Source organism: Clostridium intestinale, assembly GCF_035905475.1.
GTDB lineage: Bacteria > Bacillota > Clostridia > Clostridiales > Clostridiaceae > Clostridium_T > Clostridium_T intestinale.
The window spans coordinates 324,033-343,552 of record NZ_CP121166.1 but is presented as its reverse complement, the minus strand read 5'-3'; the positions used below and the strand labels follow the sequence as shown (position 1 = coordinate 343,552).

The 19,520-nt window shown below is 29.7% G+C and carries 22 protein-coding genes; 4 read left to right on the top strand and 18 right to left on the bottom strand.

The window, feature by feature from the left end; genetic code table 11:
* Window positions 1–135: 135 nt before the first annotated feature.
* The 5 genes from P8F83_RS01610 to P8F83_RS01590 form a co-directional block, all read right to left on the bottom strand.
* Window positions 136–294, bottom strand: coding sequence for a hypothetical protein (locus P8F83_RS01610; RefSeq protein WP_156337859.1), 159 nt, complete (start codon window positions 292–294; stop codon window positions 136–138).
* 139 nt (window positions 295–433) lie between these two features.
* The gene (locus P8F83_RS01605) at window positions 434–1,729 is read right to left on the bottom strand and encodes a murein hydrolase activator EnvC family protein (RefSeq protein WP_326513166.1); all 1,296 of its coding nucleotides are present in this window, start codon (window positions 1,727–1,729) and stop codon (window positions 434–436) included.
* A gap of 162 nt (window positions 1,730–1,891) precedes the next feature.
* Window positions 1,892–2,473: a hypothetical protein gene (locus P8F83_RS01600; RefSeq protein ID WP_238903044.1), complete on the bottom strand. Its 582-nt coding sequence runs from the start codon at window positions 2,471–2,473 to the stop codon at window positions 1,892–1,894.
* 61 nt (window positions 2,474–2,534) lie between these two features.
* Window positions 2,535–3,731: a TcaA 3rd/4th domain-containing protein gene (locus tag P8F83_RS01595; protein ID WP_326513165.1), complete on the bottom strand. Its 1,197-nt coding sequence runs from the start codon at window positions 3,729–3,731 to the stop codon at window positions 2,535–2,537.
* A gap of 19 nt (window positions 3,732–3,750) precedes the next feature.
* A complete protein-coding gene (locus tag P8F83_RS01590) occupies window positions 3,751–4,074 on the bottom strand; it encodes a hypothetical protein (RefSeq protein ID WP_286905353.1) in 324 nt (107 codons plus the stop codon).
* 302 nt (window positions 4,075–4,376) lie between these two features.
* On the opposite strand from P8F83_RS01590, the gene P8F83_RS01585 reads away from it, so the two are divergent.
* Complete coding sequence (locus P8F83_RS01585; protein WP_326513164.1) at window positions 4,377–5,141, top strand: histidinol-phosphatase HisJ family protein; 765 nt, start codon at window positions 4,377–4,379, stop codon at window positions 5,139–5,141.
* A 21-nt stretch (window positions 5,142–5,162) separates the two neighbouring features.
* On the opposite strand, the gene P8F83_RS01580 is transcribed toward P8F83_RS01585, so the two are convergent.
* Window positions 5,163–7,751, bottom strand: a complete 2,589-nt coding sequence (locus tag P8F83_RS01580; protein WP_326513163.1) for a 3'-5' exonuclease — start codon at window positions 7,749–7,751, stop codon at window positions 5,163–5,165.
* A 249-nt stretch (window positions 7,752–8,000) separates the two neighbouring features.
* Here P8F83_RS01580 and P8F83_RS01575 point away from each other — a divergent pair, with 249 nt between their 5' ends.
* Together P8F83_RS01575 and P8F83_RS01570 are read left to right on the top strand one after the other, a co-directional pair.
* Entirely contained in the window at window positions 8,001–8,321 is a 321-nt protein-coding gene (locus P8F83_RS01575) for a rhodanese-like domain-containing protein (protein ID WP_326513162.1), read from the top strand.
* A gap of 33 nt (window positions 8,322–8,354) precedes the next feature.
* Window positions 8,355–8,807 (top strand): GtrA family protein, encoded by a 453-nt coding sequence (locus tag P8F83_RS01570; protein WP_326513161.1) that lies wholly within the window; start codon window positions 8,355–8,357, stop codon window positions 8,805–8,807.
* Window positions 8,808–8,849: 42 nt separating this feature from the next.
* On the opposite strand, the gene hisE is transcribed toward P8F83_RS01570, so the two are convergent.
* The 11 genes from hisE to P8F83_RS01515 all read right to left on the bottom strand — a co-directional run bounded on the left by hisE (window position 8,850) and on the right by P8F83_RS01515 (window position 17,458).
* On the bottom strand, window positions 8,850–9,176 hold the full coding sequence (hisE, locus tag P8F83_RS01565) for a phosphoribosyl-ATP diphosphatase (protein ID WP_021802893.1): 327 nt from the start codon (window positions 9,174–9,176) through the stop codon (window positions 8,850–8,852).
* 6 nt (window positions 9,177–9,182) lie between these two features.
* Window positions 9,183–9,509, bottom strand: a complete 327-nt coding sequence (hisI, locus tag P8F83_RS01560) for a phosphoribosyl-AMP cyclohydrolase (protein ID WP_073017857.1) — start codon at window positions 9,507–9,509, stop codon at window positions 9,183–9,185.
* Window positions 9,510–9,520: 11 nt separating this feature from the next.
* A complete protein-coding gene (gene hisF, locus P8F83_RS01555; protein ID WP_326513160.1) occupies window positions 9,521–10,282 on the bottom strand; it encodes an imidazole glycerol phosphate synthase subunit HisF in 762 nt (253 codons plus the stop codon).
* Window positions 10,272–10,997 carry a 1-(5-phosphoribosyl)-5-[(5-phosphoribosylamino)methylideneamino]imidazole-4-carboxamide isomerase gene (gene hisA, locus P8F83_RS01550; RefSeq protein WP_326513159.1) on the bottom strand — a complete coding sequence of 242 codons (726 nt, stop codon included), beginning with the start codon at window positions 10,995–10,997 and terminating at the stop codon, window positions 10,272–10,274. The genes hisF and hisA overlap by 11 nt, the downstream gene beginning before the upstream one ends.
* A complete protein-coding gene (hisH, locus tag P8F83_RS01545) occupies window positions 10,994–11,602 on the bottom strand; it encodes an imidazole glycerol phosphate synthase subunit HisH (protein WP_326513158.1) in 609 nt (202 codons plus the stop codon). Before hisH ends, hisA begins: the two co-directional genes overlap by 4 nt.
* An 11-nt stretch (window positions 11,603–11,613) precedes the next feature.
* Window positions 11,614–12,207 (bottom strand): imidazoleglycerol-phosphate dehydratase HisB, encoded by a 594-nt coding sequence (gene hisB / locus P8F83_RS01540; RefSeq protein ID WP_326513157.1) that lies wholly within the window; start codon window positions 12,205–12,207, stop codon window positions 11,614–11,616.
* A complete protein-coding gene (gene hisC, locus P8F83_RS01535) occupies window positions 12,188–13,261 on the bottom strand; it encodes a histidinol-phosphate transaminase (protein ID WP_326513156.1) in 1,074 nt (357 codons plus the stop codon). Before hisC ends, hisB begins: the two co-directional genes overlap by 20 nt.
* Window position 13,262: 1 nt before the next feature.
* Window positions 13,263–14,549: a histidinol dehydrogenase gene (hisD, locus tag P8F83_RS01530; RefSeq protein WP_326513155.1), complete on the bottom strand. Its 1,287-nt coding sequence runs from the start codon at window positions 14,547–14,549 to the stop codon at window positions 13,263–13,265.
* A 21-nt stretch (window positions 14,550–14,570) separates the two neighbouring features.
* Window positions 14,571–15,194 (bottom strand): ATP phosphoribosyltransferase, encoded by a 624-nt coding sequence (hisG, locus tag P8F83_RS01525; RefSeq protein ID WP_326513154.1) that lies wholly within the window; start codon window positions 15,192–15,194, stop codon window positions 14,571–14,573.
* 14 nt (window positions 15,195–15,208) lie between these two features.
* The gene (hisZ, locus tag P8F83_RS01520; RefSeq protein ID WP_326513153.1) at window positions 15,209–16,339 is read right to left on the bottom strand and encodes an ATP phosphoribosyltransferase regulatory subunit; all 1,131 of its coding nucleotides are present in this window, start codon (window positions 16,337–16,339) and stop codon (window positions 15,209–15,211) included.
* A gap of 324 nt (window positions 16,340–16,663) precedes the next feature.
* Window positions 16,664–17,458, bottom strand: coding sequence for a pseudouridine synthase (locus tag P8F83_RS01515; RefSeq protein WP_326513152.1), 795 nt, complete (start codon window positions 17,456–17,458; stop codon window positions 16,664–16,666).
* Window positions 17,459–17,647: 189 nt separating this feature from the next.
* Here P8F83_RS01515 and P8F83_RS01510 point away from each other — a divergent pair, with 189 nt between their 5' ends.
* Complete coding sequence (locus P8F83_RS01510; RefSeq protein WP_326513151.1) at window positions 17,648–18,592, top strand: SAM-dependent methyltransferase; 945 nt, start codon at window positions 17,648–17,650, stop codon at window positions 18,590–18,592.
* Window positions 18,593–18,622: 30 nt separating this feature from the next.
* On the opposite strand, the gene P8F83_RS01505 is transcribed toward P8F83_RS01510, so the two are convergent.
* Window positions 18,623–19,519, bottom strand: coding sequence for an NUDIX hydrolase (locus P8F83_RS01505; RefSeq protein WP_326513150.1), 897 nt, complete (start codon window positions 19,517–19,519; stop codon window positions 18,623–18,625).
* Window position 19,520: the final 1 nt, after the last annotated feature.

Genomic DNA, 19,520 nt, shown 5'->3' with positions numbered 1-19,520 from the left:
AATTAATTGATTTGACTATACATTAATTGTAATAAAAAAAGAAATGTACAGCCATAACTTAGGCTTACATTTCCCTTTTTAACCTTACATTTATGTAAGGTACTTATTTATTCTTCTCTTTATAATATTTATAGGTTATTTTTTATCCTTGCAACAAGGATTACCGTTAGCACAACAACCTCTATCATATCCAAGTTCTTCTCTTTCCTTTGCAGAAAGTACAACAACATTATCTCCCGCATCTTCATACTCTGGTGTATTTTTTAATAAAGATGGCTTTTCTATTCTTATCATTTTTTCCTCCTTAAAAAGCTATTCTATATAATTTAACATTATTTTTTACTTATGTAATAGATTATATAATATAATTCTATGTAATAAATAACTTTTTAATAAATTTATATATATTTTACTATTTTAAAGAGATACCTTATTAAAAACTAAGATAATTTGTTGGATTTTGATGTTGTCCATTAACTCTAATTTCAAAGTGTAAATGTGGTCCTGTACTATTACCTGTAGAACCTACATAAGCTATTACCTGTCCTTGACTAACTGTTTGTCCAACTGATACAGCCAAAGAACTCGAATGAGCGTATAGTGTTTGAATTCCACTTCCATGATCTAATATAACTGTGTTTCCGTATCCTGATATGTATGATGCAGTAACAACTTTACCACTTTTTGATGCTTTTATAGGTGCCCCCATTGGTGCTCCTAAATCTATTCCTGTATGAAAGCCATTTACTCCTGTAACAGGATTTACTCTTGCTCCATATACACTAGTAACTCTTCCTGTAGAAGGTCTTATAAAGCTTTCCGAACCTGAATTGTTAGATTGTCCACCATTGTTTGAATTATTATTATTGTTTATATCCTTAAATATTTGATCTAATTGATTTTGTAAATCTTTATTGTAAGAATTTAAATCCTCTATTTCACCCTGTAACTGTTGCTCTTTAGAAGCTATATTGTTTATAATCCCTTGTTTTTGCGACTCTAAAGTCTTTAAAGAGCTAACTTGAGCATTAATTTTATTTTGCTCTTCTATGTAACTTTTTTGTGAGGCTTTTACATCCTCCTGCATAAGTGCTATCTGATTTTTTTCAGTGTTTAAGTAAGAAACCTTCTTTTCTAAAGAAGCTTTTCCTTCTTCAACTTCCTTTTTAGCTTTTTTTACTTCTTCTATCATACCTTTATCTGTTTTTATAACTCTTGATACCATTGACATTTTAGAAATAAAATCTCCAAAACTTCGACTGTTTAATAACATAACTATAAGTTCTTCTTCATAACTAGTCTTATATATGCTTCTTAATCTTTTTCCTAATAACTCTTCTTTGTCTTCCCTGTCCTTTTCTTTTTTAATAATCTCTTGTTCTTTGTCTTTTATATCTTTCTCTAAATAATCAAGCTCAGCTTGTACAGAATTTATATCTGCTTGCAGGGCATCTATTTCTTTTTGATATTTAGAAACATTTTGTTGTGATGATAAAAGCTCTTTATTTTTTTCATCAATTGTTTCTTGAAGCTTATCTAATTCACTTTCATTACTTTTCTTTTCTTGATTAAGTTTATTTTTTTGATTATTTAGTCCATCTATCTTATCTTGATTATTTTCAATCTGATTCTTAATCTGATCTGAATTTTCTGCTTTAACTTCATTTACAGGAAATAAAGTCAATGAAAAAAAGATACTCATAATAACTATTATACTTTTCTTTACCATTCCATACCCCCATAAAATATCTTCTTTCAACATTATAACAGTAAAATCAATTATTTTTAACAATATAACTGAATTTTTAATTATATTTAAGATTATTTTGAAAATATTCACATTAGAATGGTTAATTTTTATCATTATAGAATTTTTTCATATCCTCTATTATTAACTTTTAAAAGCTTTTAACTTTTTTATTATTTTGTTAATTTTGCTTTCTTCATCATATCCATATATATTTTTTATAGCTTTATTGTAATTATTTAATACCACAAGTTCATTTATTATCTCTGTTTTTTTAGCTTCCCCTGTTGAGTTGTCCTTATTTTCTTCAGCCAAATTCTTTAATGCAACACCATCATGTTCATTGATGAGTTCATCAACCTTCTCCATCTGTATATAATAATCTATTACCGCCTTATAAAGTGTTTTTTCTTCGCTAGTAACTACTTTCCCCTCATCTACTAAGTCTTTTCCTTGCCTAAAAATCAACTTTCTAAATTTTTGTTCATCTTTTATTAAAAAGAATTTAGCTTTATTTGAATTATTTAAAAAAACGCTATCATCACGTATATTAGTTTTAGCTAAATCTTCAATAGAATTGTTTAAACTTTTAGTAACCTTTTTTCCATAACTCCATAATTCCTTATTAATATTACTTGGCCTCTCTCTATAACTTAATACAAAAAATAGTAGTAAGGATATTATTAAGATAAAGAAAATACTTAAAATTCCTAAGGATTTTTTCATATTTACATCTCCAAAAATATTTCTTACTACTATTTATATAATTTTTTATTTTTTATATTAATTAATTTTTGTTTAAAGAAACAATCTTCCATTTTCCATCAATATACTCACAGGCGGTTATAAAAGATTTCTCTTCTTTATTTTCTCCAAAAACTAAACCTGCAATATTTTTTGAAGTAGAATAACTTAATTTAACTAAGGCTTTACCTGTATATTTATTTCCTTCACCGTATTTAAAAGAATCTTCTTCCATATTTATTTCTAGGTCTTTTAATGTGTAGGTATTTTTAAGAAGAAAATACTTTTTAGTTAAATCAGAGTAAATTGAAAATCTTAAATCCTCTGGTACTTCTTTAATAAGGTTCATATCTTCCTTATTTAGAGAGGCTAATACACTGTCATAAAAACTTTTTATAGTACTATTTATATCTTCTTTAAGTTTATCATTTACTATATTAATTTTAGGGGCTACCTCTGGATACTTACCTATAGAAACTTCTTCACTTTTTATAGTTCCCCATGGAAAATCGTAATCAAAAGATACCTTGTTTTTTTCATCGGAAGAAAAAAAGCTGAAATCTTTAATATCACTTACCTTTTTATCTATATCTTCACCATTTATATAAACTTTTCCATTAGAATAAGGAGAATTTATAGTTAAAGAGTTACCTTCAAGTTCTAAGGACACATCTGTATCTTTAAAAATTGAAACTTCCTTATCTGCCTTAACTTCACCATATTCATTTACAGCTTTTCCTTCTATTTTATATAAACCTGGAATAGCTTTAGTTATACTAAGCTTGTTATTTTCATCAGCTTTACCAGACTCTAAATCGTTTATGTAGATTTCCGATGGATAATTAACCCCAATATGTATTTCTACTGGCTTTACTTCTAATTTATATTTATTAAATAAAAATCCTTTATCTTGAGTTAAAGTAAAGTTATTATATTTTTCATTGTTTTTAATAGATTGTAGAAAACTATTTTTATTATTATCAATTTTTAAATATTCAACTAATGGTATAAGATCGTTTTTATCTCCTTTATACGAGATAAGGTTAGATAATCTTTTTGTGTCCTCTTTGTTTACTGCCTTTGTTAGGTTATTAAAAAAATACCTTTTTGTACTTCTTACATACCCTATTCCATAACCTACAGCTAAGGAAATGATTAAAATAATAGGTATTATAATCTTAATATTTTTCTTAAAGTATACTACTAGTTTTTCTAAAAGTTTTAAAAATTTATCCTTCACTAACATCCCCCCAATTAAATTACTCCAAGATGTCAATCATCCATTTATTACAGCTCATACATTTATATATTCTTATAACAAATAAGTCTAAATGCTCTTTTCCTTCTTCAACTTCATCTATAAGTAAAAATTCATCTTCTTCATTAATAAAACCTTGTATCTGAGCAAAATAATTCTCTTTTGTTTTTTCACAGCAGTCATTTAAATCTGCACAAGTTATTTTTTCTATGTTTAATGCGTCTTGAAATTCCTCTATTATAGGAATAATGTCTTGATATTCATGAAAATCATCTTGAAAATCCTCTTTATAAAAACTAACTCCATCAATTTTAAATAATAACATATTCTTTAGCAACCTTTCTTACTGATAATTTCTTTCTTGAAACTAATAATACCACAAATCCTTACGAACTTAATATATTCTTAAGTATTTTTTAATAACTTTTAAGCTATTTGTAATTATTTAATAAGGTAATTTATGTATAATGAAATAGAAGATTTATTCTTCCCTATTATAATAAGAGTTTTGAGTCCCCTCTCAAGGCTCTTATGCTCTTTTTAAGAGGATTTTCCTCATATAATCTCATTGAGTTTTATGATATAATCTAGGTATAACTTATATCTTTAAAATTTAGGAGGATAAAGATGATTTTTGATAATCATATGCATACTATTTTTTCTAGTGATTCTACTATGAAAATCGAAGAAGTTCTTGAAGAAAGTAAAAAACAAAATCTTGGTATCGTACTTACAGAACACCTTGATTTAGATTTTCCTGATCCAGATATGTTTAGATTAGATGTTCAAAATTATTTTAAAACCTATGAATCTTATCGTTCTGCAACTTTAGGTCTTGGTATAGAGATAGGTATGAATTCAGACTTTTTACAAGAATATACTCGCCTTGTAAATTCTAATAACTTTGACTTTGTTATAGGGTCAGTTCATAGCATTGATGGACACGATATGTCTTTGGACTTTTTTAAAGTTGGTTCAGATAAACATGCTTTATATCTAAAATACTTCGAGACAATGGAAAAGGATGTTAAAGACTTTGACTGTTTCGATGCATTAGGACATATAGATTATCCTTGCAGATATGCACCTTACGAAGATAAAGAAATACATCTAGAAGTCTATAAAGAGTATATTGATAGAATATTTATTGAACTTCTTAATAAAGGTAAGATCTTAGAACTTAATACTAGAACTATTGCTGATAAAAAAAGATATGCTTCCCTTCATAAAATATACACTAGGTATAAAGAATTAGGCGGAAAGTATGTTACCCTAGGCTCTGATGCCCACGGGAAAAGTGCAATAGGCATTAACTTTAAAATAGCACATGAATTTGTAGATTCAATAGGTCTTAAGGAAGTACATTTTGAAAATAGAATAATGAAAATATAAAAGGCACTCTTTGAGTGCCTTTTAATTTATCTGTTCTACAAACGTTACATCTATATTGTCTATAAACTGACTTCTATTTCTTATTTTACTTCCATTTAACTTGTGATAACTAAGGAAAAGTTCTTTTTTAGCACGAGTTAACCCTACATAAAAGATGCTTTTTTCTTCAAGTAATTTATCTTCTTTAATAGCTCTAAAAGATGGGAAACTTCCTTCTGTTAAATAAGGCATAAAAACATAATCAAACTCAAGACCTTTAGCTCCATGAATTGTTAGTATAGGTATCTTTGGAAACTTTTCTATAAGAGTGTCAAGTTCAGAATTAGATAGGGCTGTTATCTTTAATATCTCAGTTAGTTTATCATTAATATTCCCTTTTAACTCTCTTGAAAAATTCTTAACTATTTCATATAGCTCTTTTATGTTTTCAATCTTTATCTTGTCATACAGTTCATATACGTTAAACATGTTTATAACTTCTTCTAAAAGTTCTTCTGGAGAAAGCTTTTCTGATAGTTCTTTTAAGTTATTTATATTATCTTTTATCTCTTTAAACTTATTGAGATATGGTGAATAAAAATTGGCTCTATCATAGGAGGTTGGAATAATCTTTTGTCTAACCATCTCCATCAATATATCTTTTGTTGCCAAAATATCATCCATAGCATTATGAGTAGATGGGTTTTCAACCTTAAACTTTTTACTTAAGGTCTCTAATTTGTGATTTTCAAACTCTGGATAAAATCTTCTAGCTATATCAAGAGTATCAAAAACTCCTGTAATATCTAACTCTCTGGCTCCTTCTCTAGCTATCTGCGATTTCATTATTGTAAGATCATAGTTAATATTGTGACCAACTATTACACAGCCTTTAGAGAAATCAACAAATTCCTCTAAGCCCTTAATACTTTCTACTCCATTTTCTAATAAAAACTCTTTAGAAAAACCATGAACCTTTTCTGAAGAGCCAAGCTCCTTTTTAGGGATTAAAAACCTCTCAAAACTTTCAATAACCGCACCCAAAAGATTAATTTTTATAGCAGCTATTTGAACAATTTCATCATTTGAGGTATCTATTCCAGTACTTTCAACATCCATAACTACTACATTACCGCTGTTAATACTATCATTTAGCAGTCTAAAAGGTTCCCCATAGTTAAAGGTTTCCTCTTGAACTAAGTCCATAAATCTTATTCCTATATTTAATTCTTCACCTTTCTCAAGGCTTTCTATGGTTATATTTCCTATACCTTTCCCAAACTTCTTTACGATTCTTTTTAAAGAATTGTTATCATAGCTATTAACTAAAAACTTAAAAACAGCTAATAAATCTTTTATCTCACTTCTTTTAAAGAATTTAAATTCATCTACAAGCATAAACTCTAATTGTTTTTCCTTTGGCATAGTCTCTTTTATTTTTCTTAATATATTTGATAACTCTTGGTTTTGATAATTATTTCTTGTGAGTATGGCTACTTTAGAGTAATTAATATCGCCTAATGAAAGTATCTTTTCATAAACCCCTAAAGCTTCTTTTTGAAGAGTCCCATAGGAGGTTATTTTTATCTTTTCCCCTTTATTCTCGTTGTTAGAGATTAAGTCATATCCATATCCTTGAGGGTTTGGAAGTACATTTTTAACAAAGGAGGCTGCCCCTAAAAGCAGGCTTTCAGTACTTCTATAATTAGTTTTTAGCTTTATAAGTATAGCTTTTTCTTCTTTCATAAACTTTCTAAATATAGCTCCTCCAGTGGCTCCTCTCCATCTGTATATGGTTTGAAGAGTATCTCCACATAACATAATCTTGTTATCCTTAAAAAGTTTTTGTAGTACCCCATATTCTCTTAAATTAGTATCTTGAACCTCATCTATATGAATGTATTTGTAGCTTAAGTTTAAAGTTTCATAGAAATCTTCCACTTGAAATAAATTTATTGTATTTATTATTAAATCATTAAAGTCCATTCCATGGTATTCTAATAACTTTTTATCATACTTTCTTAATAGCTTTATTCCATACTCCTTGCAGAAGTTAAAAAGCTCATAATCAAAATATCTTCCTGATGATGATATCTTATGAAGTTCTGTTATGCCATCTTTCTCTGAGGTATTAATTACTCTGTTTAGAGTATCTTCATAACTTTCATTAAAATCCTTCAATCCTTTGATAAGATTTATGAAAGTATATATTTCTTTTTCTCCATATTTAAATTCTTTAGGAAGAATTTCTTTTATTATATCCTTGCAATCCTCTTCATCATAAACTATGAAATCCAAAGAAATTTCCTGTAGATTCCTTCCTCTACTTTTTAATAAATTAAAGCAAAATGAATGAAAGGTAAAAACCTCTACCCTATCCCCTAAGTCATTATCTATAAGCTTGCTTATTCTATCTTTCATCTCTTTAGCAGCTTTATTAGTGAATGTCAGACATAAAATCTCCTCTGGTTTGCATTTATTATTATGAATTATATTTGCTACCCTTAAAGCTAAGGTATTTGTTTTCCCTGTACCTGCTGGAGCAAGAAGGGCTATATTATCTTCTAAATTCTCAACCACTTGCTTTTGCTCACTATTTAAAAGCTTAAACTCTTTAATATTTTCCGACAACTATAAACCCCTCCAATTTTTCTGTATATTTCTAATTATACCACTCATAAAATAAATAATAGAGTGAATTTGATGAAGCCTCCTTTGGAGTCTTCTACAGAATATTAGTTAATTTAACGAATTTAATGAAGTTCTAAGAACTTCTACAGCAATAAGGTGTATATATTCTTAAATTTATAATAATTTCAGTACAAACTAAAATTATTGTGATAGAATATCTTTGTATTTGTATAAATGAGGAGAAATATAATGGAAAGCAAGATAATTAACTTAACATATACCCAAACAAAAAAACTTATAGATTCAAATCCTAACCTTAAAATTTTAGATGTTAGAAGCTCTTCTGAGTATAGAGATGGTCATATTCCTGGTGCTGATAATATATCTTATGAAGACTTAGAATTTGATATAGAGGATTTTTCCTCTAGTAAGGAAGAACCTATTTTGATATATTGTAGAACAGGCAGACGCAGTCATTTAGCTATAGAAACCTTAAAAGAATTAGAATATGAAAAAATTTATCATATTTATGAAGGGCTTAGCGATTGGCCTTACAAACTACATAAATAATTAATAATTAAAAGAATTTATGGGGGGACCACTTTGGACAAAAAAGCATATAATTTAAGTTCAATTATTCAATTTATTACATACACTTTAGTTGGTACATCAAACGTAATAATAGACTTAATAGTATTGAATGTTCTTTGGGCTGTATCAGGCCACTACTTAGGGGAAATAAACTATTTCTTTAAGTTAATCTCTTTTAGTATTTATTCAACTACAGGTTATTTTCTAAATAGAAAATTTACATTTAAGACTAAGGCATGTGCAAAATCCTATTTTAGTTATATCTCCCTGCTAGCAGTCTTAAGTTTTTTAGATGCAATAATTTTAGTTAAGTTGACTCAAATACACATCTTTCATATACCACGAGAGTTACGTGCAAATGCCTCAGCACTTTTTGCAGCAATGATCACTGGTATATTCGGATTTATTATAAATAAAACTATAATATTTAAAAAACAAGCTTCAACTGAGGCCCATAAAGCTTAAAGGCTAAAGTAGAACTGATACTTAATCTGTTCTACTTTAGCCTTATAATTTTTCTATCTCTTTTCTCTCTTCTTTTAAATTCCCTATCTTTTTAGCTCTTTTGTTAAGTTCCTCGCTAACCTCTTCTATAGGTATATTAAGCTCTGCCATTAAAACTAAAAGATGATAGGTTAAATCGCATATTTCAGCTACCTGTTCTTCTTTATTATCTCCCTTAGCTGCTATAATGACTTCTGTAGCTTCTTCCCCTACCTTTTTTAATATTTTATCTAACCCTTTATCAAAAAGATATTTAGTATAAGACCCCTCTTCTCCCTCTTCTTTTCTACTTAAAATTATTTTATATAAATTCTCTATTACATTCTCCATAATTAATTACCTCTCAATTTTATTGAAAAAGCAGCTCACTTTACCTGTATGGCAAGCTGGTCCCTTTGGCTCTACTAAAATAAGTATTGTATCTCCATCACAGTCATAATACATTTCCTTAACGTATTGCATATTACCAGAAGTTGCTCCCTTATTCCAATATTCATTTCTGCTTCTAGAGTAAAACCAAGTAGTGCCTTCTTCTATAGTTCTTTTAAGGCTCTCCTTGTTCATATATGCAAGCATTAAAACTTCTTTTGTATTAAAGTCCTGAACTATAGCTGGTATTAAAGAATTCCCTTTATTAAAATCTAAATTTTCAATATCAAACATATCTCTAACCTCTATTTCCTTATTGGTATATCTCTTCCTCTTAAATAATCCTTAACCTCATTTATAGTCAGCTCCCCGTAATGAAATAAAGAAGCTGCTAAGGCCGCATCTGCTTTCCCTTCATTAAAGGTATCATAGAAGTGTTCTAAGCTTCCACAGCCCCCAGAAGCTATTACTGGAACATTTACTATATCATTAACCTTGGCTAAAAGCTCATTGTCAAAGCCTTCTTTAGTACCATCTCTATCCATAGAAGTTAAGAGAATTTCACCAACTCCAAGGTTAACACCTTCTTCTATCCATTTAAGAACATCGATACCTGTGTCAATTCTGCCTCCATGAACATAAACATTCCAGCCATCTTTTGTTTCTCTTCTTTTAGCATCTACAGCTAAAACGATACATTGTGAACCGAAGTAGTAGGCTCCTTCTTTTATTAACTCTTTATTTTTTACTGCTGCTGAGTTAAGAGATACCTTATCTGCTCCAGCTCTTAATATCCTCTTTATATCTTCTAAAGAACCTAGTCCACCACCTACGGTAAAAGGAATAAATACTTTTTCAGCAGTTCTCCTTACCATGTCTTCCATGATTCCTCTACCTTCATGAGTAGCTTTAATATCTAGGAAAACTAATTCATCTGCCCCTTCCTTGCTGTAATAATCTGCAAGCTCTACAGGATCTCCTACATTTACTAAACTTTTAAAGTTTATACCTTTAACAACCTTACCTTCTGCTACATCTAAGCAAGGTATTATTCTTTTAGTATGCATATTCTCCACCTACCTCTAAAGCTTCCTTTAAGGAAAGTTCTCCTGAATAAATGGCTTTTCCTGTTATAGCTGCATATATTCCTGCCTCTTTAAGTTTCTTAATATCCTCAATATCTTTTACTCCACCAGAAGCAGTTATTTTTATATCAACCTTTTCACTAAGAGTTTTTAGCATCTCAATATTAGCCCCTTGAAGGGTTCCATCTCTACTTATATCAGTAACTATTACATTATAAACTCCAAGGTCAGCCATTTTCTTAGTGAAATCAATATAATCTAAATCACTTTCACTAAGCCATCCATTTCCACACACCTTGCCATTTCTAGCATCTACACCTACACTAATACGCTCTGCATATTTAGCTAATGCTGCTTTCACTAAATCCTCTTGCTCCATAGCAGCTGTACCTAATATAACCTTATCTATCCCATTTCCTAATAGCTTATCAATCCTAGCTAGAGTTCTTATTCCTCCACCAACTTCAATGGACATATCAACGGTTTTTGCAAGTTTTAATATTATTTCTTCATTAATTCCTGCCCCTTGTTTAGCACCATCTAAATCCACTAAATGAAGGTGAGTTGCCCCTAGCTTTTGAAACTCTTTTGCTTGCTCGTATATATCCTTAGCTACAACTTCTTCCTTTTCGTAGTCTCCTTGATATAATCTAACAGCTTTGCCCCCTCTTATATCTATTGCAGGTAATATTATCATTTAATCATCCCCCAAAAATTTTCTAGAATCTTAAGCCCCACATCTCCACTTTTTTCTGGGTGAAATTGTGCTCCATATACATTGCCTCTATTAACTAAGGCAGGTATTTTATTATCTCCATAAATACTATAGGCAAGTAAATCTTCTTCCTTAATCTCGGTAGCAAAAAAGGAGTGAACAAAATACACATAGCTCTCCTCTTTTAATCCATCTATAAGTTTATCTTCCCTTTTAAACTCTAAAGAATTCCATCCTATATGAGGTATTTTTATATCTCCTTGAAGCTTTTTAATGCTTCCTGCAATTAAATCTAACCCCTCACACTCTTCACCTTCATAACTCTTAGAAAAAAGAAGCTGCATACCAAGACATACCCCAAGCAGGGGTTTTCCTCTTTTTACTTCCTCTTTAATTATGCTATCAAGATTATATTCTTTTAAATTTTTCATAGCATCTGGAAATGCCCCAACTCCAGGAAGAAGTATCCCTTTAGAATTCTTTATTTCTTTTTCATCTCTTGTAATAACTGCCTCTATTCCTAAAAACTTAAAAGCATTTTCTACACTTTTAAGATTACCCATGCCATAATCTATAATACTTATCATACAACTTCCTCCTAGAGAGTCCCCTTTGATGATGGAATCTTATCTTTATTATCTTCATCAATAGTTACTGCTTCTTTTAATGCTCTTCCTAAGGCTTTAAATAAACCTTCAATCTTGTGATGATCATTCTCCCCATAAAGAATTCTTCCATGTAACGTTATTTCCCCATTTATAGCTAAAGCTCTAAAAAACTCCTTAACCATCTCAGTTGAGAAATTTCCTATACTTTCTCTATTAAACTCACCTTCAAAATGTAAAAATCCTCTTCCTGATATATCTAAAGACACCATAGCTAAAGCTTCATCCATAGGCAGAAAAAATGTTCCATACCTTTTTATTCCCTTTTTATCTCCTAAAGCTTCCTTTATTGCCTGCCCAAGTAAGATCCCTGTATCCTCAACTAAATGGTGATCATCTACATATAAATCTCCTTTAGCTTCAACCCTTAAATCAAAAGAGCTATGAAAAACAAGTAAAGTTAACATATGATCAAAAAAACCTACTCCAGTATTAATTTCTGCATTTCCTTTTCCATCTAAATTTAGTTCTATTTTAATTTCTGTTTCCTTGGTTTTTCTTTCTTTATTAGATGCTCTCAACTTCATATCCATAATCTCCTTGATAAATTAATATACTTTCCAAGGCTTCCACTAACTTTTTGTTTTCTTGATAAGTTCCAATAGTAATTCTAAAGCTATCATCATCTTCAAAATCTCTTATTAATATGTTCTTATTTTTAAGTCCATTTATAAGAGCTTCCTTATAAGAAGTTCTTCCAAATATGAAATTTGCTTTAGATGGATAAAAAACTATATCCATACAACTTTCTTTCTCTATTCTCTTTAGCTTTTCTATAAGATTTTCTCTCTCTTCAATAACTGTTGCAGTATTTTGCCTAACTAGCTCAACGTAGCCTAAAGCTATTACAGCTAAAGCCTGAGAAATACTATTAACATTGTATGGTGCCTTATATTTTATAAGTTCATTTACTTTTTCTTCTGAGGCTATTAAAAATCCAACTCTTAAAGAAGATAACCCCCATGCTTTAGATAAGGTTCTAGTAATAATTAAATTCTTATATTTATTTATATATCCAATCATAGTTTCTCCATAAAACTCATAATAAGCTTCATCAATTACTATAGGGATATCATCAAAAGCCTCACACACTCTGATTATGTCTTCATTAGATAAAACTATTCCAGAAGGATTATTAGGATTAGATACTATAATTAAACTTACTTCTTCAGCTTTACCTTTTTTAATAAGCTTGCCTATATCTACTTTCCCAGCCTTATTAATGTCTATTTTTATAAGCTTTCCGTCTTGTAGGGAGGTATAAAACTCAAACATAGAGAAATCAGGATCTAAGGTTAATAGCTTTTTCCCCTTTGATATAGTTGAAGTAATCATAAGATTTATCATCTCGTCAGAGCCATTACCAACTATTATGTTCTTTTCACTTACACCTGCATATTTTCCATAAGCCTTTTTTAAAGCTAAAGGATTATCCTCTGGGTATCTGTTAAACTGAATAGTTGATAATATTGAAGTCATTGAGAATATGGAATCCCTATACATATTAGTAGATATTTCATTAGAATTAAGCCTTATTGGTTTTGATCTATCCATTGATTTATAAGAATTTATCTTTTTCATATTACTTCAACCTCACTTTTATTGAATTTGCATGGGCTGTTAACCCCTCCTTACTAGCTAGATTAATTATGTCTTTAGATGCCTCATAAAAGGCTTCCTTTGAATAATATATATATGAAGATTTTTTGATAAAGCTATCTGTTGATAAAGCTGAAAAAAATCTTGCTGTTCCTGAGGTTGGCAATACATGATTAGGTCCTCCAAAATAATCCCCAACTGGTTCTGGAGTATATTGTCCTAAGAATACACTTCCAGCATTTTTAACTTTTCCAAGTAGCTCCATAGGATTAGCTACCATAAGTTCTAAATGCTCTGGCGATATTATATTTGAAAGTTCTATACACTGCTCTATACTTTCACAAAGTATTCCTATACCGTATTTACTCATGGATTTTGTTATAATCTCTTTTCTGCTAAGCTCCTCAGTTTGCTTACTCATTTCTTCACAAACACCATTTAATAGTTCTTCTGAGGTTGTTAGAAATATTGAAGATGCTAAAACATCATGTTCAGCTTGAGACAATAAGTCTGCTGCTATATATTCCTTTTTACTAGTTTCATCACTTATAACCAATATTTCAGAAGGCCCTGCTATCATATCTATATCTACATTCCCAAAAACCAGTTTTTTAGCTGTAGCTACATAAATATTTCCTGGCCCTACTATCTTATCCACCTTTTCGATACTTTCAGTTCCATAAGCTAAAGCCGCTATAGCTTGAGCTCCACCAACCTTATAAATTTCATCTACTTCTGCAATTTTAGCTGCAACTAAAATATATGGATTTACCTTTCCATTTTTAGAAGGTGGTGTAGTCATAATAATTTTATTTACTCCTGCAACTTTAGCAGGAATAGTATTCATAAGTACAGAAGATGGATAAGCTGCTGTTCCTCCTGGAACATAAACCCCTACTTTATCTAATGGAATAATTCTTTGCCCCATATATACTCCATTAGCTTCAGTATTTATCCATGAATTTCCCTTTTGCATCTCATGAAATTTATAGATATTCTTTTTGGCTTTTTGAAGCGATTCTATAAAATCTTCTTCAACTAAACTAAAAGCTTCTTCAATTTCTGAATAAGATACCTTTAAATCATCTAGCTCTACCCCATCAAAGCTTTTAGTTAAATCTTTAAGTGCCTTATCCTTTTCAGTCCTTACCTTGCTTATAATTTCTTCCACAGAATTAAGAATTTTTTTATCTTCTTTTCCTTCTCTATCTTTTAGTTCTTTTATTACTGTGTCTCTGTTTTCCTCATTGAATCTAAAAATTCTTAACATATATAGCCCCCTCTTTTTTTACTATATTACCTCACTAACCTTAAATAAAAATTCTTTTATTTCTTTTTCTTTTAATTTAAAGGCAGTGTTATTAACTATAACTCTTGCACTGATATCACATATTTCATCTTTTACTATAAGCCCATTCTCTTTTAGTGTTGTTCCTGTTTCCATAATATCCACGATTCCATCGCATAACCCTAATATAGGTGCCAGCTCTACAGAACCTTCAATTTTTATTATTTCAACATCCATTCCTTTTTCATAAAAGTATTTTTTAGCTACATTCGGATACTTTGTCCCTATTTTTATATTACTGTAGGATTTAAATAACTTTGAATCTGGAAGTGATGCTACTATAAACTTACACTGTCCTATCTTTAAATCTAACATCTCGTAATAATTAGAATTACTCTCTATTAAAGTATCTTTTCCAACTATTCCTATATCGGCTACTCCATGTTCAACATAGGTTATAGCATCAGCACTTTTAACTAAAAAATAGTTATAGTCCATCTTGTTATCTTTAAATATAAGTTTTCTCCCTTTATCCTTTAAAGCTGATACATCAAAATCTGCTTTCTCAAATATCTTGATACTTTCCTTTTCTAATCTCCCCTTAGTTAAAGCTATATTTATTGCCACGATACCCCTCCATATTAAAGCACTATTTCATTTTCACCTATTTCTATATCTCCAGTTATAGGAATTAGTCTAACTTTATATCCACCAGTTGTTAATTCCTCTGCCTTTTCTAAAGCTTGTAAAAACTTTTCATTATAGAAATAAACTTTTTTCTCTAGAAGTTTTTCTTTAATTTCGTAAATATCCACTAAGGAATCTATATCTATTGCAAAACCTATTGCTCCATTATCAACACCAAAGGATTTGATTAAATTATCATATCGTCCTCCTTGGAGCACATATTTTCCGACACCTTGTACATAACCTCTTATTATTATGCCTGTATAGTAATTTATTTTAGGTATCATTCCCATGTCTATAGACACATACTCCTTTAGATTTAATTTTTTAATTCCTTCTAAAAGATTTTCTAAATACTCTACGGGCTCTTTTATCTGTGCATATATATCTAGCTTTTTAATAGATTCTAGTATCTCTTCGCTACCAAATAGCCATGGAAGCTTTTTGAGAAACTCTTTTTTAGATTCTTCTAAGCTTATTTCTTCTAATATATTCTCAAGCTCTCCAAGTCTCTTTTTCTCTATTAAAACTGCTATTTTCTCTTTAAGTTCCTCAGATATATCTATCTCATCAAATATAGAAGTTATTATCCCCATATGCCCAAGCTCAATCTTAAAACCCTTAAGACCTAAGGCCTTTAATGAATTTATAGCTAGAAATATAACCTCTAAATCTCCCTCTAAAGTTTCTTTTCCTATTAACTCAGCCCCACAGTGAGTTATTTCATTTGCTTTTCCCCCAAAAGCTTCATTGACTCTATAAATATTTGAAGTATATCTTATTCTAATAGGCCTCTTATATTCTTTTAACTTTGTACTAACAACTCTTGCTATTGGAATAGTCATATCTGGTCTTAAGACAAGAATTTTTCCTTTGTTATCAAAGAACTTATACATGTCTTCCTGTTTAAAACCTTCTGGATGAGAATTAAAGATATCATAATACTCTAAGGTAGGTGTTATTATCTGTTCATAGCCCCAAATCTCCATTTTCTTCTCAAGAAACCTCTTGATTTCCTCTTTCTTGTAACAGTCCTCCGAGATTAAATCTCTAGACCCCTCAGGTAAGAAATTTTTCACCGCCACAATTATAGCCCCCAATCACTTTGCTTCATCACTTTATTCTGATAAATTGATGAAGTATTTAGATTAAATTATACTAGATTATAAAAATTTGTCAACAAACAAAGGATTAATTCAAGAAATAATATTGTAATAACCCTATTATCTTATTAATTAAATAACGTTATTATTGTAAACATGGAACTTTTGCATTAAAGTTTTTTAGTTCTTTGAATCTAAAGTTCTTTGCCAGTAAAGTTCTTTACTTCTTAACTTCTAAAGTTCCTTTATTTTTTGCTTCTAAAGTTCCTTAGTTCTTCGCAAAAAAAAGTGAGCTAGATAATTAATCTAACTCACATCGAATTTCCCTAATAATTTTTTTATTTCACCTTTTTCTAAACTTCTATATTCTCCTTTTCCTAAGGATTCATCAAGCACTAACTCTCCGATTGAAATTCTTTTTAAATATATAACATGACATCCTACTGCTTTAAGCATTCGTTTTACTTGATGCTTACGTCCTTCTGAGATTGTGAGATATCCTGATACGGCTGGCTGTTTATAGTAATTTGATGACTCATTATAAACTTTTATAAGTTCACTTTCATTCTCAAAATCTTTATAAATACCATTGGTTACTTTTTCTAGCTTTGATGGTTTTGTTATCTCTTCATTAACTCCTATAGATACACCTTGCTCTAATCTATCAATACACTCTTCATCTAAAAATCCTAATGCTATGAAGAAATATTTTTTATCAACATGTTTCAGTGGACTCATCAACTTATTATTAAGCTCACCGTCATTTGTAAGTAATAATAAGCCCTCTGTATCTTTATCTAATCTTCCAACATGAGATACACCATTCATATTCTCCTCTTTGAAGAAGTCAAATACTGTTTTATATTTCTCATCTCTTCTTGCAGTAACACACCCTGAAGGTTTATTAAACATATAATAGGCTTTTCCCATATAAGAAATTTTTTCATCAAGGTACTCAACTATGTCCTCATTTTCATTAATTGTTATTGCGGGCTTTATAACAATCTGTCCATTAACTTTTACTTTTCCATCTTGTATATATACTCTTACAGTTTTACTATTTCCAATACCTGATTGCGCTAAAAATTTATCTAATCTCATGAGTTCACATTAATCCTTTATAAAAAATATAAGTAATTCTCTTAAAATTCAAAGAAAAATTACTTATATAATATACTTTATTTTTTCAGCTACGTAAAGGTATCTCACTATGAATATCTCTTCATAATATGCTATAATTATCCATGAAATTAGATTAATAGAAGTTATAAATATAAATGGGGTGAATTGATGAATTTTACAAAAGAGACTGTTCAAAAAATACTTCAAGGCAAAGTTGATTCTGAAACGCTTGCTGAACTTTATCCTGATTTAAATGATTCTGTTATAAACTCTTTTTCTAGTATTCACAGTAATAGCAGTATTAATAATATAAACTCTATTATTAGTTCTTACAGAAATAAAGCCAGTTTTGCAATTGATAAAATCAATAAATCTAATGGAAATACTAAAACTATCAATAGCTTTTTACCAGATGTCATTAAAGCTAGACTTGCAATAAATCTTCTGGAAAAAGCTAATTTCATGGCACAATCTGGTGAAAACTCTGGTACTGTTCGTTTCAATCTATGGGATGGGTTACTGCTTCAAAAAATTCTTTTTAAAAAAGATCTAGTTAGAAAACCAGTATCCTTATCTTCTTTTAAACTAGTATGGCCTTTTATTCTAAAAAAGAAAATACTTATGCCTCTTGTTAATAAAAAGGGAATTTACTGTTTTTATTCTCAACAATTTATAAAGGCTATTTCAGATATTATTAAAGATAGTACATGCCTTGAAATTGCTGCTGGAGATGGTACTTTAACAAAATTTTCAAACAAATCAAAAGTAAACTGTATAGCTTCGGATAACTACAGTTGGGAACATTACATTAAATATCCTGATTTTGTTGAAAAAATTGATTCAAAATCAGCTTTAAATAAGTATAATCCGTCTACAGTAATCTGCTCATGGCCACCGCCAGGAAACAGTTTTGAAAAAGATGTCTTTACAACTGATTCTGTTAATCTTTATATTGTAGTAGGCACTAAAAATTCCGTATACTCCTGTAACCACGAAACATATAACCTTCAAAAGAATTTTACTATGGAATATAGCGAAAAACTATCTTCATATATACTTCCACCATCAGAAGACAATGCTGTTTACATATTTAGAAGAAAAGGTATATCTTAAAATAAACACTTACATATAAAAAGAGGATTCCTAGTTGAATCCTCTTTTCCACCCTGAATTATATCTAAATAGTTTTGAAGGTCTATGTCCAGCATCTTTTGTGTATTCATTTGTTTCAACTACCATGTTTGCTATCTTTCTTCTAAAGGCAGCTGCTAAAAGTTCTTTTCCTTGAATTATTTCATAAACTTGTTGAAGTTCTGTTAATGTAAATAATTCTGGCATAAGATTAAAAGCTAGGCTGGTATATTCTATTTTATTTCTTAATCTCTCAACAGCATATTCTATAAACTTTCCATGATCAAAGGCTAATCCTTCATTTTCAATAAGTTCTCTTTTTATTTTTCCCTCTAGATTCTCTGTAGTTTTTATTTTAGCTGATAATGTCTCTACTTCATTCCAAAGTTTTATTTCTACTAATTGCTCGTATATATATCCATTTTCTACTGACGTTTTCTTTTCTTCTAATATATCATAACTAACGTTAAACCAACTGGCGTCTGTTTCATCTTCACCAGCTGTAATATTTAAAGATTTGCTATCAACTAGTGCCATATAAGAAGAACTTACCACTCTTGTTCTTGGATCTCTACTTACTTCTCCCCAAGTGTATAGTTGTTCCATATAGATATCTTCTATTCCTGTTTCTGCTTCTAATACACGCAAAGCAGCTTCATCCAAACTCTCATCAATTCCTACAAAGCCTCCTGGAAGAGCCCATTTACCTATATAAGGATGATCTCCTCTTTTTACTAGTAGAACTTTTAAAGCTTTTTCAGGAAGCTTTCTGTAGTTTTCTTTCTCTTTATCCATTACAGTAAATATAAGCATATCTACTGTAAAAGATGGCTTCTTATATATATCATCCTTATATTTTTTTAAAAACTCTTCTTCTGTTAATCCTTGCTTATTTTTAATCTCTTCCATA

Coding starts and splice junctions, on each gene's coding strand:
- P8F83_RS01505 (WP_326513150.1), bottom strand. CDS start 19,519: ATGGAAGAGATTAAAAATAAGCAAGGATTAACAGAAGAAGAGTTTTTA.
- P8F83_RS01610 (WP_156337859.1), bottom strand. CDS start 294: ATGATAAGAATAGAAAAGCCATCTTTATTAAAAAATACACCAGAGTAT.
- P8F83_RS01605 (WP_326513166.1), bottom strand. CDS start 1,729: ATGGTAAAGAAAAGTATAATAGTTATTATGAGTATCTTTTTTTCATTG.
- hisH (WP_326513158.1), bottom strand. CDS start 11,602: ATGATAAGTATTATAGATTATGGCATGGGTAATCTTAAAAGTGTAGAA.
- hisC (WP_326513156.1), bottom strand. CDS start 13,261: ATGAAAAAGATAAATTCTTATAAATCAATGGATAGATCAAAACCAATA.
- P8F83_RS01575 (WP_326513162.1), top strand. CDS start 8,001: ATGGAAAGCAAGATAATTAACTTAACATATACCCAAACAAAAAAACTT.
- hisF (WP_326513160.1), bottom strand. CDS start 10,282: ATGCATACTAAAAGAATAATACCTTGCTTAGATGTAGCAGAAGGTAAG.
- hisA (WP_326513159.1), bottom strand. CDS start 10,997: ATGATAATATTACCTGCAATAGATATAAGAGGGGGCAAAGCTGTTAGA.
- hisI (WP_073017857.1), bottom strand. CDS start 9,509: ATGTTTGATATTGAAAATTTAGATTTTAATAAAGGGAATTCTTTAATA.
- hisB (WP_326513157.1), bottom strand. CDS start 12,207: ATGAAGTTGAGAGCATCTAATAAAGAAAGAAAAACCAAGGAAACAGAA.
- P8F83_RS01600 (WP_238903044.1), bottom strand. CDS start 2,473: ATGAAAAAATCCTTAGGAATTTTAAGTATTTTCTTTATCTTAATAATA.
- hisD (WP_326513155.1), bottom strand. CDS start 14,549: ATGTTAAGAATTTTTAGATTCAATGAGGAAAACAGAGACACAGTAATA.
- P8F83_RS01585 (WP_326513164.1), top strand. CDS start 4,377: ATGATTTTTGATAATCATATGCATACTATTTTTTCTAGTGATTCTACT.
- P8F83_RS01510 (WP_326513151.1), top strand. CDS start 17,648: ATGAATTTTACAAAAGAGACTGTTCAAAAAATACTTCAAGGCAAAGTT.
- hisE (WP_021802893.1), bottom strand. CDS start 9,176: ATGGAGAATGTAATAGAGAATTTATATAAAATAATTTTAAGTAGAAAA.
- P8F83_RS01515 (WP_326513152.1), bottom strand. CDS start 17,458: ATGAGATTAGATAAATTTTTAGCGCAATCAGGTATTGGAAATAGTAAA.
- P8F83_RS01590 (WP_286905353.1), bottom strand. CDS start 4,074: ATGTTATTATTTAAAATTGATGGAGTTAGTTTTTATAAAGAGGATTTT.